We start from the raw sequence: 13,977 nt of genomic DNA on the forward strand, positions 1-13,977 counted from the left end.
ATATAACACCCAAGCAATTTGACTACTTCGAAAGAAGCATCAGATTGCGGTGTGTGAAGACGAAACGAACCGAAAGTTCGAATCTGCTCAAAGCAGCGCACAACACTGAAAGCTATCACATACCCAATTTGCTGAAGCGAGGCTATCTGGCCACGATTCAGTACCCGAATTTCTTGACGACCATAGAGCATTGGAACCACCTGATCCCATCCCGAACTCAGCAGTGAAACGATGCATCGCCGATGGTAGTGTGGGGTTTCCCCATGTGAGAGTAGGTCATCGTCAAGATTAAATTCCGAAACCCCTATCTGCGTATGCAGGTAGGGGTTTTGTTTTTGTCCGCGAGAAAGCTCAGCGCCTGGCCAGGCGCAGGTAGATCAGTCCATTGACCAGCACCACCAGGCCACCGAGGCCTAGCTGGATACTAGGCGTCAGCCCAGCGGGGTAAATCAGGGGCCACAGGTAATGTTCGATGAAACTCTCCTCATACCCGGCCTGGCCGGCACTGCGGCGCATGAGGTTTTCCCAGCGGGTCAGGGGGCAGCTCCAGTGGCAGACTTCAACCAGGGTGCCCCACACTACCGCTGGCAGGTGCCACCAGATCACCGGGCGCCATTTGAACGCGAGCAGGGCGCCGCACAGGACGAACAGAATGAACAGCAAATGCACGAGCAGCAGGCCGTCAGCCGTCAGTCGATAGAGCATGGTGCCTCCCGTCGGTAATTGAGCAGGTTCTTCACCACCTATACTCACCGTACCGTGACCCAAAATGCCAGGCGTTCGATTCGCATTGATGCGTGGCTACGGCTGTCGTGTCATTTGCGGGGAGGACTGCGATCTTGAATCGGCGTGTCCTGTTTTTTACTTTACTGGTCATATTACTGGCTGGATGCTCGACTGCGCGTCGCGTCGAACCGACGGTGCAAGTAGTGATCACGGACGCGACCTGGCAGCAGATTGATAAAGACATCGAAACTGTCTCGTTGTCCTCCAGGGAAACGGTCCGCCAGTACACGCGCAAAGCCATGGAACGGTGGCGCGAGCAGGTGTTCCAGCGCACCGAGAGCGACTTCATTCCCTGGTTTACCGGCTATTGGACCCAGCAATGGCTGGGCATGAAAGTGGGCTGGTACAAGCTCAGCGCCAAGGACGAGAAGGATACAGTGGTCAACCGCTTGAGCCTGTACCTGCAGGAGCAGTACCACGAGCGCGTGCTGGATCCGGTGGCCAAGGTCACAGACCCTAACGTGATCATGGGCGACGCCGTCACCCTGTACCTGCAGATGCTCAGTGCCCATCTGGGGGAGATCCAGGAGCATTACGCCGTGCCCCAGGATCAATTCGACCAGCGTCTCAACCGGATACCCGCCATCACCCTGGCACCGCCACCTGCGCGCAATGCTTCACTGTATCAGATCGTCCACACCGAACCAGTCAACCGATTGCCGGCTTATCTGGCCCTGATCGAGCAAGTACGCGGCTCCAATAGTGGGGCAGGGGCCGGGTTGTCGGACGCTGGGATCTCGTCAGTGGCCAAGCGCGCCAGTGAACGGCTCGAGGCGCAGATTGCCTCGCGCAGCGTCGCCAGCGCGGTGGCAGCGGCCGTCGGTCGGGTAGCGGGCGCGGTGATATCGGTGGTCTCGCTGGGCATCGGTGCCATGTCCAATGAAAGCGACCGACCCGAAGCGCAAGCGCAAATGCGCAGAAGCTTGAATGCCGCCTTCGACAAGGCATGGCTGGGCCTGATGGAGAACGAGACCAACGGGGTGATGGCCGGGGTCAACTACATCTCCCGGCAAATCGAAGGTGGCCTGAGAGCTGGCCCGTTGGTAGCGCCCAAGCAGGGTGAAGTGTTCAGCCCCGACACCCCTGGTAGCGCAGTCCAGTGAGCCGGCTGTTCATGGGGAGGTAGGGCAGCGAGTAGTAGTGGCCGCCTGGCTGATGGCTGCGGCCAGGCGTTTCACGTTGTTCTGTTGAGCCACCACCAGGTCGTCGATACTCGGGCCCGAGGGCGTCTGCACGGTGGTGCGGCAATTGAGGAAGCTCTCGCCGTTTTTTCCCTCTTCCATACGCAGGCGCCATTGCGCATCGATAAGCGCGTACTGCCCTGGGACTGAATCGAAGCGCTGCACATCCAGGCGTAAAGACAGCTTGGGCCCAGCGACGGGGCTGGACAGTTGGTCGACCAGGGCATTGCGTAACTCATCCACCAGGCTCGCCCCCCACCATTGTGTCTCCAGAATCGCCAAGCCGCTGCTGCCTTGGCGAATGACCATTTGTGGACGGTCGACCTGGGGCGGCACGCTGATCTGCTCGAACTGGATGTTCGCCGACCCATGGGCGCCCGGGGCTGGTTGCGCCGGGAGCAACGTGTGGTAATGAATCGGGTCACTGCGGCACGCCGCAAGCAGCAACAGTGCACTGAGCAACGACACTCTCAACGACAAAGACATGGACCTGCTCCTGTGGTCAGCGGCTCGAAGACGGTTGCAGATTTTGCGCCGGGGCATCTTTCGGACGGCCGCGTAGCAAGGATTCCGGATTTCTGCTCAAGTAGTCGGACAATTCACGCAGCGAGCGTGACATACGCCCCAGTTCATCCAGGGTCTGGGTCAGTTGCTCGCGTTGTGGTGAGTCTTCGGCGAGGGTCGAGTTGGCCGACTGCAGGGTTTTGCTCACCTCTTGCAAGGTGTCCTGTACCCCAGGGAGGGTTTTCCCGCTGAATTGCTTGATGCCTTTGCGCATTTCCGTCAGGTTGGCGTCCAGGTTGTTGGCGATCCGCTCGATCGGCAGTTTGTTGATCTTCTCCACCATGGACTGCAATTGCTCCTGCAACTGCTCAAGACTGGCTGGCACGGTCGGGATCATCACTGGGCGCGCAGTGGCATCGAAGACGACTTTTGGCGCTTTCGGGAAGAATTCCAGGGCGATATACAACTGCCCGGTCAACAGGTTGCCGCTACGGGCCTGGGCGCGCAGGCCGTTCTCGACGAAGGTACCCATGAGCCGGATCCCGGCCTGTTCGTCATCGGGATCATGCTTGAGTGCCGCGAGCATTTTCAGGTGCGCACGGCCCAGGCGTTGCGGATAGATGACGATGCCGACATTGATCGGAAAGCTGCGGGTCTTCTCATCGAAATCCAGGTTGATCGCCACCACCTTGCCAATTTCCAGTCCCTGGAACTCAACAGGCGCGTCGACCTTCAGCCCACGCAAGGGTTGATCGAAGCGCAGGGCGAGGAATTGCGGCTTGCCATTGGGCGGGGCGAGTGCGCTTTTCTGGTCCTCGAACAACTCGTAGCTGGTGTCTTCGACGGCCGGTTTGTCGTCGGGGCTGTAGTCGGGAGCGCGGAAGGTAATGCCCCCCAGCAACAGGGCGGAGAGTGACTCGGTCTTGACCGCGAAGCCATTGGCGCCCACTTCGACATCGATGCCACTGGCGTTCCAGAAGCGGGTGTTATTGGTGACATAGACATCGTTTGGCGAGGTGACGAACACCTCGATGTTCACCCCTTTGCCATCAGCGTCCAGGGCATAGGCCACCACTTGGCCCACGGGAATCTTGCGGTAATAGACCGGCGAGCCGATATCCAGCGAGCCAAGGTCCCGGGTGCGCAGCATGAAGCGCTTGCCGGGCTCGCCATAGGTAATGGGCGGCGGTGCTTCGAGGCCGATAAAGGTCTTGGCGCGATCGTTCGACTGGCCAGCGTCGGCGCCGATAAAGTCGCCGGACAGCAGGGTGTCGATACCCGATACCCCGCCGGCGCCAATGCGCGGGCGCACGACCCAGAACTTCGAGTCCTTGCGAGTGAAGGACTCGGCCTGCTTGGCCAGTTTCACCGTGGCATTGACGCTTTTCTGGTCGTCACTGAGCTCGACCTCCGAGACATGGCCAATCACCACGTTACGGTACTTGACCTCGGTCTTGTTGGCGGTCAGGCCTTGCCCGGTCTTGAAGTTGAGGACGATCACTGGTCCTTGCTGCATTACGTTGTGGATCACCAGGGAAATCCCCACCAGCACGGCCACGATCGGCACGATCCACACCAGCGAAACGCTCCAGCGCCGGGTCTTGATGTTGGCTGTGCCGGGTGCTTGCTGCCCGTCAGTGGCTCGCGATTGCATCCATGACCTCCTCGGATTGTCGGTTGTCCCAGATCAGGCGTGGGTCAAAACTCATGGCTGACAGCATGGTGAACACCACCACCATGCCAAAGAACAGAATGCCGGCCCGTGGCTCGATATCCCCCAGCGCCTGGAATTTCACCAGTGCGGCTACCAGTGCCACGACGATCACGTCGAGCATGGACCAGTAACCGATCAGTTCGACGAAGCGATACAGCTTCGAGCGTTCTTTACGCGCCCAGAGACTGCCACGTTGCGCCGTCACCAGGAGCAGGCTGAGGGCAACAAACTTGACCCCCGGGACGGCGATACTGGCAATGAAAATAATCAGCGCGATGTCCCAGGCGCCGTGTTCCCAGAACTCCAGCACCCCGCCAATGATGGTGCTGTCGGCACCGCTGCCGAGCATGCTGGTGTTCATCACCGGCAACAGGTTGGCCGGAATGTAGAACACCAGGGCCGCCAGCAGAAAGGCCCAGGTTCGGGCCAGGGAGTTGGTTTTGCGTCGGTGCAACGGCGCATCGCAGCGCTCACATGTGTGGGGTTCGTCGCGCATGTCGCAAGCCAGGCCACAGCTGTGACATAGGCACAGGTTGAGGTCGCGTGCCTCGGGCAGGGTGTTCATAGGATGTCCCACAGTTCGCGTACATCGCGTCCGGCAATGCGGATCAGCAACAGGCTCAGGATTGCCAGGGCAAACAGACCCAAGCCTGGCACCACATCTAGCAGGCCGGCGAGTTTGAACACTGCCACCATGGCCCCCAGCAAGCAGACCTCGAGCATGCTCCATGGCCGCAGCGTTTCCAGCCAGCGCATGCACAGTTTGAAGGCCGGCGAGCGCCGGGACGCCAGGGCGAAACTCAAGACCCAGATCAACAGCAACAACTGGAAAACTGGCGCAATGATGATGGAGATGGCCGCCACCAGGGCGATGAAGGTAATCGGCCCATCACTCAGGGCCACCACCGAGTCCCAGAGCGTGGCACTGTTCTTCAGGCCCTTCAGGCTGATGCTCATCACCGGATAGAAGTTGGCGAACACCCACAGCACCGCGGCTGTCAGGGTCAGCGCCAGGCGTTGTTGTACCGACAGGCCGTTGTAGCGCTGCAGCACACCGCCACAGCGCTGGCACAGGGCAGTCTGGTGTTTGGCAAGCGTGGCTTTTTCATACACGCCATCGCAGTGCTCACAGATGATCAGTGTGTCAGTCCTGGCCATGGTTAGCACTCAAGGGGAGGCAGAAGCTTCAGGGGCGTTAAATGAATATAGAAGTGCCTCGCCATAGAGCAAATATAAAGTTTGCCGAGGCCAGCACCTGGCTGAAACGAAAAACTGCGCGTCCTCGCCATGAGGGCGCGCAGCCCATAAGAGAAAGGGCTAGTTACTCGCCGCGAATGTACTGCTCCAACTGCTGGATCAGTTCGGCCTGTTCGGCAATGGCTTCCTTGACCAGGTCGCCGATCGACAGCAAGCCCAGCAACTGGCCGTCCTCGACCACCGGCAAGTGGCGCAGGTGCTTGTCGGTCATGATGTTCATGCAGGTCTGCACGCTTTGATGGGAGTCTACGGTGATCACCGGCGAGTTCATGATTTCACTGACCGGCGTGCCGACCGAGGAGCGGCCCTTGAGCACCAGCTTGCGCGCGTAGTCCCGTTCGCTGATCACCCCGACAATATTGCCGTCTTCGAGCACCGGTAGGGCGCCGACGTTTTTTGCCGCCATCACCATCAGCGCTTCCAGCACCATCTGATGGGAATTGATGGTGTGGACCTGCTGGTTCTGCTGGGCCTTGAGCTTGAGCAGTTGCGCGACTGTCTTCATGGAGGAGCCTCTGCGAGGTGGTAATGGTTGGCAGGCGCCTTACGCCCGGACACCCATACAGAATCATAGACGCCAGCCTGCGGGACAAGTAGGCAAAGCGGCATTTACCTGCTCTGTCTGCGCCATACAGGTGCGGCATCAGCCTTGGCTGGCGAAAAACAGCGACAAAAAAGCCGCTGACAACGGGTAAACGTCATCAGCGGCTGTGCAGAACAACTCAGCAGTAGCGGTCGATGACACACACTTCAGGTTTGGCCTGCAGGTGCTGCCACTCCTGGGTCAGTGTGGCCAGAACGCGACCGACATAGTCTTTGTCGGCGGCGGCTTTTTTGCCGACATAACCCTGGCCGCGACGGTACATCTTCAGTCGGGCACGCAAGTCATGGTTGTTCTTGGCGAACTCGTCTTCATGGGCGTGGGGCGACAGGCAGTCGATATGCACCTGGCCAGATTTGGCAATCCACAGGATATGGCTGTCGTGGCTGTCTTTATGCGCTGCGAACATACGAGCCAGTTCATCAATAGTCGGTTGATTGTTCAGATTCATGTTAAAGCCCCTTGACCAATGTTTGATCTGTCTAGTTGATTCGCTAATTCACTTCTCTACTTCGGTAAGTTGATATCTGGTACCGAAACCAGGGCGACAGTGGTTGTCTGCCGAATATCGGCAGGGCCTTGAGCAGGATGCATGTAGTCTTGCCGAGAAACTGCTACGCACTTGCGGCACAGCGGGGGAGAAACGACGATTGCCTGGAAGTTGCTACCGATACCACTCACTCGGCCACAAGCATCTTGAGGATTGATCGCCGGCGTTTCTCGTCCGTGTAGTGGACGCACATGCCAGGTCAGCTTCATCAATCTGCCTTGTGAGCAGTACACATCCGGGAACAGCTCGGCGGTCAGTCGAGCCTTTTCACAACACTTTTGCCTGTGCTCCCGATCGGGGAGGTGTCTGCATCATGCAAGGGGAAAAACTCCTCGTCAACGGTTTTGTAGTGAAATATTTCATTCACTACAAAAATAATATCGAGGCCTGCGAGGAAGGATTTAACCTTGTCCTACAATCCCTTGCGTCACTCATGCAAAGGGTCACGTGAAGCAGCAATGACGCGTAGAATCGAAGGCCAATCATCTTCGAGGTTGTTGCGGTGGATTTACAGCAGGGCTTCGTCCTGACCCGGCATTGGCGCGACACCCCGACCGGCACCCACGTGGAGTTCTGGCTGGCGACCGATGCCGGGCCGCGCCAGGTGCGCCTGCCCGTGCAGACCTCGGTGGCGTTTATCCCGGAACTGTACCGTGAACGCACCCAGGAACTGGTGCGCGGCGAGCCGGGTGTGGAACTGCGGCCTCTGGGGTTGCAGGACTTCCAGCACCGCCCGGTGTTCGGCCTGTACTGCCCGCAACACCGCCAGTTGATGCACCTGGAGTCGGTGCTGCGTCGGGCGGGCGTCGAAGTTTTCGAGGCTGACATCCGCCCGCCGGAGCGCTACCTGATGGAGCGCTTCATCACCGCCCCCGTGTCGTTCAGCGGTACGGCCGGCGACGGTGACCTGTTGCTCGAAACCCATCTCAAGCCAGCGCCGGATTACCGTCCACGCCTGAAGCTGGTGTCGCTGGACATCGAGACCACCGAGCAAGCCGAGTTGTACTCGATTGCCCTTGAAGGTTGCGGGCAGCGCCAGGTCTACATGCTCGGCGCACCCAACGGCGAGGCCGGCGCCGTCGACTTCGACCTGGAGTACTGCGACTCGCGGGCCACGCTGTTGAAGAAACTCAACCAATGGTTCGCCGAGCACGACCCTGATGCGATCATCGGCTGGAACCTGGTGCAGTTTGACCTGCGGGTGCTGCACGAGCATGCCCGGCGCCTGGCGGTGCCGTTGCGCCTGGGACGTGGTGGCGAGGAGATGCAGTGGCGTGAACACGGTTCGGGCAACAATCACTATTTTGCCGCGGCGGCGGGCCGGCTGATCATCGACGGCATCGAGTCCCTGCGTTCGGCGACCTGGAGTTTCCCCTCGTTCAGCCTGGAGAACGTCGCACAGACCCTGCTCGGTGAAGGCAAGTCCATCGACAACCCCTACCAGCGCATGGACGAAATCAACCGCATGTTCGCCGAGGACAAGCCGGCCCTGGCGCGCTACAACCTCAAGGACTGTGAGCTGGTAACGCGGATCTTCGCCAAGACCGAACTGCTGACCTTCCTGCTGGAGCGGGCCAGTGTCACCGGACTGCCCGCCGACCGCAGTGGCGGCTCGGTGGCGGCCTTCACCCACCTGTACATGCCGCTGATGCATCGCCAGGGGTTTGTTGCGCCGAACCAGGGCGAGCGCCCACCCCAGGCCAGCCCCGGCGGGTTTGTCATGGATTCGCAGCCGGGCCTGTACGAGTCGGTGCTGGTGCTCGACTACAAGAGCCTGTACCCCTCGATCATCCGCACCTTCCTGATTGATCCCGTAGGCCTGATCGAAGGCCTGCGTCACCCGGACGACAGTGAGTCGGTGCCAGGTTTTCGCGGGGCGCGTTTCTCGCGGACCCGGCATTGCCTGCCGGCCATCGTCGCGCGCGTTTCCGAAGGCCGGGAAGTGGCCAAGCGTGAACAGAACGCGCCGCTGTCCCAGGCGCTGAAGATCATCATGAACGCCTTCTACGGCGTGCTGGGCTCCAGCGGCTGCCGTTTCTTCGACACCCGCCTGGCATCCTCGATCACCCTGCGTGGACACGAGATCATGCAGCGCACCCGGCAACTGATCGAAGCCCAGGGCCATGCGGTGATCTACGGCGACACCGACTCCACGTTCGTCTGGTTGCGCCGGGCCCACGGCCAGGAAGAAGCGACGCAGATCGGTCACGCCCTGGTGGCCCACGTCAACCAGTGGTGGCGCGAACACCTGCTGGCCGAGTTCGGCTTGCACAGTGTGCTGGAGCTGCAATACGAAACCCATTTCCGGCGTTTCCTGATGCCGACCATCCGAGGGGCAGAGGAGGGCAGCAAGAAGCGCTACGCCGGCTTGGTGATGCATGCCGACGGCAGCGAGCAAATGGTCTACAAAGGCCTGGAGACGGTGCGCACCGACTGGTCGCCGCTGGCCCGGCAGTTCCAGCAGGAACTCTACTCGCGCATCTTCCACCGCCAGCCCTATCAGGACTATGTGCGTGAGTTCGTCCGCGCCACCGTAGCCGGCGAGCAGGACCCATTGCTGATCTACCGCAAGCGCCTGCGTCGGCCCCTGGACGACTATGAACGCAACGTACCGCCCCATGTGCGGGCGGCACGCATCGCCGACGAGTACAACGCCCAGCAGGGGCGACCGCGCCAGTACCAGCGGGGTGGCTGGATCAGCTACCTGATCACCGTCGCCGGTCCCGAACCCCTGGAAACCCGCAGCGCGCCGATCGACTATGAGCATTACGTCAGCCGCCAACTGCAGCCGGTGGCGGATGCGATCCTGCCGTTTGTCGACGACGACTTCAGCACCCTGGTTGGCGGGCAGATGGGCTTGTTCTAGGCAAGGCTGCAGACGTAAAAAAGCGCCCCGAAGGGCGTAATGCCGATCAGTTAAGCGACGCCGACCATTGTGGGAGCGAGCTTGCTCGCGATGAACTTGAAAGCGCCGCGTGTTTATCCATTTACGCGTTATCGTTCACGTCCATCGCGAGCAAGCTCGCTCCCACATAGGTGGTCGTTTTTCCTTAACTGATCGGCATTACCCGAAGGGCGCCTGAATCACCGTGACCGAGGGAGCCCGGTGAGTCCGTTCGTGTGGCAACAGCGCTGCTGCATGAACGGTGTTGCACGCCGCGCCCCCGACGGGCGCGGCAGGTTTACTTGCCGAGTTTTACCCGGGTCCAGCCGCGGGTCATGATCCGTTGCGTGGCGATGGGCATGTCCGGCACGGCATACAGGGTCGCCATTACCGCTTGCGACGGATACGAGCCCGGGTCGTTGCGAATCGCTTCGTCCACCAGCGGGGTCGCGGCCGCGTTGGCGTTACTGTAGCCGACGCTGTTGGTGATCTCGGCCATGATGTCCGGGCGCATCAGGAAGTTCATGAACTGGTAGGCATTGTCGACGTTGGCCGCATCCCGCGGGATGGCGACCATGTCATAGAAGCTGCCGGCGCCTTCCTTGGGAATGCTGTAGTCGACCTTGACCTTGCCCCCGGCTTCCTCGGCGCGGGCCTTGGCTTGCAGCACGTCGCCGGAATAACCGACCGCCACGCAGATATTGCCGTTGGCCAGGTCGGAGATGTACTTGGACGAATGGAAGTACGCCACCGACGGGCGAATCTTCATGAACAGCGCTTCGGCCTCGCTTATCTGCTGCTTGTCCTGGGTGTTCACCGGGTAGCCCAGGTAGTGCAGGGCGGCCGGGAGCATTTCGGTGGGCGAGTCGAGGAAGCTGATGCCGCAGGCCTTGAGCTTGGCTGCGTTCTCGGGCTTGAACAGCAGGTCCCAGGAATTCACCGGGGCGTCGGCGCCCAATACTTCGCGAACCTTGTCCGGGTTGAAGCCGATGCCGATCGAGCCCCACATGTAGGGGAAAGCGTGGCCGTTGTCCGGGTCGCTGGCCGCTGCGTTTTTCAGCAGCACCGGGTTGAGGTTCTTCCAGTTCGACAGTTTTGACTTGTCCAGCGTCTGGTAGACCCCGGCCTTGATCTGCTTGGCCAGGAAGCTGTTGGACGGCACCACGATGTCGTACCCGGATTTACCGGCGAGCAGGCGTGCCTCAAGGGTTTCGTTGCTGTCGAAGACATCGTAGGTCACGCTGATGCCCGTCTCGTCTTCGAACTTCTTGACGGTGTCCGGGGCGATATAGTCGGACCAGTTGTAGACGCGCAGAACCTTGTCATTGGCCTGGGCGCCCGTGGCAATCGCGCCCAATAAGGACAGTGTCAGCAGAGTCCTGCCAAGCATTTTCATCGGTACAGCTCCATTTTCTTCTTATACGAATAACGTAAAGCGTGGGTAAAACCGCTGGCGAGCAAGCGTGCTCTCTCGCCAGCGGGCATCAGGCCGTTGCGCCAGTCATGGGCTTGGCGGCGGGCTGCCAGGATTCACTGGCGGTCTGGTCCATGGCGTCCTGGATCGCCCGTTTGCGATTGGCTTCGGCCTTGCGGCTGAAGTACCAGACCAGGAAGGTCACCAGCGATACTGCCAGCAAAATCAGGCTGGCCACCGCGTTGATCTCGGGTTTGACCCCAAGACGCACCGCCGAGAACACTTCCATCGGCAAGGTCGTGGACCCCGGACCCGAGACGAAGCTGGCCAGCACCAGGTCATCCAGCGACAAGGCGAACGACATCATGCCGCCCGCTGCCAGCGAGGGCGCGATCATCGGGATGGTGATCAGGAAGAACACCTTCAACGGCCGTGCCCCCAGGTCCATCGCCGCTTCTTCGATCGACAGGTCCAGTTCACGCAAACGCGCGGAGACTACCACTGCCACATAGGCGGCACAAAATGTGGTGTGGGCGATCCAGATGGTGACGATGCCACGTTCCATCGGCCAGCCGATCATCTGTGCCATGGCCACGAACAGCAGCAACAACGACAGGCCGGTGATCACTTCTGGCATCACCAACGGCGCGGTGACCAGGCCGCCAAACAGGGTGCGACCCTTGAAGCGGGTGACCCGGGTCAGCACGAACGCGGCCAACGTCCCCAGCGCCACGGCGGCAATCGCGGTGTAGCAGGCGATTTCCAGCGAGCGCAGTACCGAGCCCATCAGTTGGCTGTTGTCCAGCAGGCCGACGTACCACTTCACCGACCAGCCGCCCCAGACCGTTACCAGTTTCGAGGCGTTGAACGAGTAAATCACCAGAATCAGCATGGGCAGGTAGATGAACGCCAGGCCCAATACCAGCATCAATCGGGAAAATCCGAAACGCTTCATGCCCGTCCCTCCATCTCTTTGGCCTGGCTGCGGTTGAACAGAATGATCGGCACGATCAGGATCGCCAGCATCACCACCGCCAGGGCGGATGCCACCGGCCAGTCACGGTTGTTGAAGAACTCTTGCCACAGCACGCGACCGATCATCAGGGTTTCCGGGCCGCCCAGCAGTTCCGGAATCACAAACTCGCCCACCACCGGGATGAACACCAGCATGCAGCCTGCGATGATGCCGTTCCTGGCCAGCGGCACGGTGATCTTCCAGAAGCTGTTGACGGTGCTCGAACCCAGGTCGGACGCGGCTTCCAGCAGGCTCTGGTCATGCTTGACCAGGTTGGCGTACAGCGGCAGCACCATGAACGGCAGGTAGGCGTAGACCACGCCGATGTACACCGCAGTGTTGGTGTTGAGGATTTCGATCGGGTGCGAGGTCAAGCCGGTCCACATCAGGAAGCCATTGAGCAGGCCGTTGTTGCTCAAGATGCCCATCCACGCATAGACGCGAATCAGGATCGCCGTCCAGGTCGGCATCATGATCAGCAGCAACAGCACGTTCTGCGCCTCCTTGCTGGCCTTGGAAATCGCGTAGGCCATCGGGAAGCCAAGCACCAGGCACATCACGGTGCTGAGCAAGGCGACTTTCAACGAGCCCAGGTACGCCGAGATATACAACTCATCGGCGGCGAGCATCGTGTAGTTGCCCAGGTTGAGCATCAGTTCGAACTTCTGCTCGGCGAAGCTGTAGATCTCGGAGTAGGGCGGAATAGCCAGTGCAGCTTCGGAAAAACTGATCTTCATCACCAGGAAGAACGGCAGCATGAAGAACAGGAACAGCCACAGGAACGGCAGGCCGATCACGACTTTGCGCCCACTGGGCAGAAACCGCTGGAACTGCTGAGTGAGTGTGTTCATGCGCGCAGTACCACGCCGCTGTCGTCTTCCCACCAGACGTAGACCTGATCGTCCCAGGTCGGGCGGGCGCCGCGGCGCTCGGCGTTGGCCATGAACGACTGGACGACCTTGCCGCCAGGCAGCTCGACATAGAACACCGAGTGCCCGCCGAGGTAGGCAATGTCCTGCACCTTGCCCCGGGACCAGTTGTAGCGGCTCTCGGGTTTTGTGCTGCTGACCAGCATTTTTTCCGGGCGGATGGCGTAGGTGATCGACTTGTCCTGCACCGAGGTGCTGACGCCATGGCCGACGTAGATCTGCTGCTCCAGGTCCGGGCAGTGAATGATCGCGTGGCCTTCCAGGTCTTCCACCACCGTGCCGTCGAAGGCGTTCACGTTGCCGATGAACTCGCAGACCATGCGGCTCACCGGGGCCTCATAGATGTCCACCGGGCTGCCGATCTGCGCGATCCAGCCCAGGTGCATGATGGCGATACGTTCGGCCATGGTCATGGCCTCTTCCTGGTCGTGGGTCACCATCACGCAGGTCACGCCGACCCGCTCGATGATTTCCACCAGTTCCAGCTGCATCTGCGAGCGCAGCTTTTTATCCAGCGCCCCCATCGGCTCGTCGAGCAGCAGCAGCTTGGGCCGCTTGGCCAGGGAGCGGGCGAGGGCGACACGCTGGCGCTGGCCACCGGACAGTTGGTGTGGCTTGCGCTTGGCGTATTGGGTCATGTGCACCAGGCGCAGCATCTCCTCGACACGGGCGTCGATTTCGCTGGCGGGCAAACGGTCCTGCTTGAGGCCAAAGGCGATGTTCTGCGCCACCGTCATGTGCGGGAACAGGGCGTAGGACTGGAACATCATGTTGATCGGCCGCTCGTAGGGCGGCATGTCGGTGATGTCGACGCCGTCGAGCAGGATCCGTCCTTCGGTGGGGCGCTCGAATCCAGCGAGCATGCGCAGCAGGGTCGACTTGCCCGAACCGGAGCCGCCGAGCAGGGCGAAGATTTCGCCTTGATGGATGTCCAGGGACACATCGTCCACCGCCGTGGTTTCGTCGAACTTCTTGGTGACACGATCGACTCGTACCAGCACCTTTTTCGGTTGCTGATGACCCTCAAGAGCCTTCCTGTAAATGCTGGAGGCGTTTGCCATGTGAAACTCCCAACAGGTTTCAGTCGCCGGGCCAACGCGGCCTGACTTAATAGTTGATTGCCAATCGCCAGGTGCCACCTG

General features: G+C 60.4%; 13 protein-coding genes and 1 rRNA gene. 3 read left to right on the forward strand and 11 right to left on the reverse strand.

What is annotated here, in order from left to right; genetic code table 11:
- Nucleotides 1-172 precede the first annotated feature (172 nt).
- Nucleotides 173-288, forward strand: a 5S ribosomal RNA gene (gene rrf / locus ACIOVD_RS13015).
- Nucleotides 289-351: 63 nt separating this feature from the next.
- Here rrf and ACIOVD_RS13020 read toward each other — a convergent pair.
- Complete coding sequence (locus tag ACIOVD_RS13020; protein ID WP_159994671.1) at nt 352-705, reverse strand: DUF2784 domain-containing protein; 354 nt, start codon at nt 703-705, stop codon at nt 352-354.
- A 215-nt stretch (nt 706-920) separates the two neighbouring features.
- On the opposite strand from ACIOVD_RS13020, the gene ACIOVD_RS13025 reads away from it, so the two are divergent.
- The gene (locus ACIOVD_RS13025) at nt 921-1,889 is read left to right on the forward strand and encodes a hypothetical protein (protein WP_178112606.1); all 969 of its coding nucleotides are present in this window, start codon (nt 921-923) and stop codon (nt 1,887-1,889) included.
- 9 nt (nt 1,890-1,898) lie between these two features.
- Here ACIOVD_RS13025 and ACIOVD_RS13030 read toward each other — a convergent pair whose 3' ends face one another.
- From ACIOVD_RS13030 to ACIOVD_RS13055, 6 genes are all read right to left on the reverse strand, one after another.
- Nucleotides 1,899-2,453, reverse strand: coding sequence for a membrane integrity-associated transporter subunit PqiC (locus ACIOVD_RS13030; RefSeq protein ID WP_095171066.1), 555 nt, complete (start codon nt 2,451-2,453; stop codon nt 1,899-1,901).
- 16 nt (nt 2,454-2,469) lie between these two features.
- Complete coding sequence (locus ACIOVD_RS13035) at nt 2,470-4,125, reverse strand: intermembrane transport protein PqiB (RefSeq protein ID WP_401128083.1); 1,656 nt, start codon at nt 4,123-4,125, stop codon at nt 2,470-2,472.
- Nucleotides 4,106-4,750: a paraquat-inducible protein A gene (locus ACIOVD_RS13040; protein ID WP_159994677.1), complete on the reverse strand. Its 645-nt coding sequence runs from the start codon at nt 4,748-4,750 to the stop codon at nt 4,106-4,108. The genes ACIOVD_RS13035 and ACIOVD_RS13040 overlap by 20 nt, the downstream gene beginning before the upstream one ends.
- On the reverse strand, nt 4,747-5,343 hold the full coding sequence (locus ACIOVD_RS13045; RefSeq protein ID WP_095171060.1) for a paraquat-inducible protein A: 597 nt from the start codon (nt 5,341-5,343) through the stop codon (nt 4,747-4,749). The genes ACIOVD_RS13040 and ACIOVD_RS13045 overlap by 4 nt, the downstream gene beginning before the upstream one ends.
- Before the next feature lie 163 nt (nt 5,344-5,506).
- Nucleotides 5,507-5,947 carry a CBS domain-containing protein gene (locus tag ACIOVD_RS13050; RefSeq protein WP_095171058.1) on the reverse strand — a complete coding sequence of 147 codons (441 nt, stop codon included), beginning with the start codon at nt 5,945-5,947 and terminating at the stop codon, nt 5,507-5,509.
- Nucleotides 5,948-6,164: 217 nt separating this feature from the next.
- Nucleotides 6,165-6,494, reverse strand: a complete 330-nt coding sequence (locus ACIOVD_RS13055; RefSeq protein ID WP_095171056.1) for a hypothetical protein — start codon at nt 6,492-6,494, stop codon at nt 6,165-6,167.
- Between the two features lie 601 nt (nt 6,495-7,095).
- On the opposite strand from ACIOVD_RS13055, the gene ACIOVD_RS13060 reads away from it, so the two are divergent.
- The gene (locus tag ACIOVD_RS13060; RefSeq protein ID WP_401128088.1) at nt 7,096-9,459 is read left to right on the forward strand and encodes a DNA polymerase II; all 2,364 of its coding nucleotides are present in this window, start codon (nt 7,096-7,098) and stop codon (nt 9,457-9,459) included.
- Nucleotides 9,460-9,775: 316 nt separating this feature from the next.
- Here the strand turns inward: ACIOVD_RS13060 and ACIOVD_RS13065 are convergent, their stop codons facing one another.
- From ACIOVD_RS13065 to ACIOVD_RS13080, 4 genes are all read right to left on the reverse strand, one after another.
- Complete coding sequence (locus ACIOVD_RS13065) at nt 9,776-10,873, reverse strand: polyamine ABC transporter substrate-binding protein (protein WP_095171052.1); 1,098 nt, start codon at nt 10,871-10,873, stop codon at nt 9,776-9,778.
- Nucleotides 10,874-10,961: 88 nt separating this feature from the next.
- Nucleotides 10,962-11,846 carry an ABC transporter permease subunit gene (locus ACIOVD_RS13070; RefSeq protein WP_095171050.1) on the reverse strand — a complete coding sequence of 295 codons (885 nt, stop codon included), beginning with the start codon at nt 11,844-11,846 and terminating at the stop codon, nt 10,962-10,964.
- Nucleotides 11,843-12,724: an ABC transporter permease subunit gene (locus ACIOVD_RS13075; protein ID WP_401128335.1), complete on the reverse strand. Its 882-nt coding sequence runs from the start codon at nt 12,722-12,724 to the stop codon at nt 11,843-11,845. Before ACIOVD_RS13075 ends, ACIOVD_RS13070 begins: the two co-directional genes overlap by 4 nt.
- A 29-nt stretch (nt 12,725-12,753) precedes the next feature.
- On the reverse strand, nt 12,754-13,896 hold the full coding sequence (locus ACIOVD_RS13080) for an ABC transporter ATP-binding protein (protein WP_095171046.1): 1,143 nt from the start codon (nt 13,894-13,896) through the stop codon (nt 12,754-12,756).
- Nucleotides 13,897-13,977: the final 81 nt, after the last annotated feature.

Origin of the sequence: Pseudomonas sp. NPDC087626 (assembly GCF_044743405.1) — a bacterium.
Taxonomy (GTDB): domain Bacteria; phylum Pseudomonadota; class Gammaproteobacteria; order Pseudomonadales; family Pseudomonadaceae; genus Aquipseudomonas.

What these genes read in the sequence shown, in the direction of transcription:
- ACIOVD_RS13040 (WP_159994677.1), bottom strand. Translation starts at nt 4,750, where the DNA reads ATGAACACCCTGCCCGAGGCACGCGACCTCAACCTGTGCCTATGTCAC.
- ACIOVD_RS13070 (WP_095171050.1), bottom strand. Translation starts at nt 11,846, where the DNA reads ATGAAGCGTTTCGGATTTTCCCGATTGATGCTGGTATTGGGCCTGGCG.
- ACIOVD_RS13065 (WP_095171052.1), bottom strand. Translation starts at nt 10,873, where the DNA reads ATGAAAATGCTTGGCAGGACTCTGCTGACACTGTCCTTATTGGGCGCG.
- ACIOVD_RS13020 (WP_159994671.1), bottom strand. Translation starts at nt 705, where the DNA reads ATGCTCTATCGACTGACGGCTGACGGCCTGCTGCTCGTGCATTTGCTG.
- ACIOVD_RS13035 (WP_401128083.1), bottom strand. Translation starts at nt 4,125, where the DNA reads ATGCAATCGCGAGCCACTGACGGGCAGCAAGCACCCGGCACAGCCAAC.
- ACIOVD_RS13080 (WP_095171046.1), bottom strand. Translation starts at nt 13,896, where the DNA reads ATGGCAAACGCCTCCAGCATTTACAGGAAGGCTCTTGAGGGTCATCAG.
- ACIOVD_RS13030 (WP_095171066.1), bottom strand. Translation starts at nt 2,453, where the DNA reads ATGTCTTTGTCGTTGAGAGTGTCGTTGCTCAGTGCACTGTTGCTGCTT.
- ACIOVD_RS13050 (WP_095171058.1), bottom strand. Translation starts at nt 5,947, where the DNA reads ATGAAGACAGTCGCGCAACTGCTCAAGCTCAAGGCCCAGCAGAACCAG.
- ACIOVD_RS13055 (WP_095171056.1), bottom strand. Translation starts at nt 6,494, where the DNA reads ATGAATCTGAACAATCAACCGACTATTGATGAACTGGCTCGTATGTTC.
- ACIOVD_RS13045 (WP_095171060.1), bottom strand. Translation starts at nt 5,343, where the DNA reads ATGGCCAGGACTGACACACTGATCATCTGTGAGCACTGCGATGGCGTG.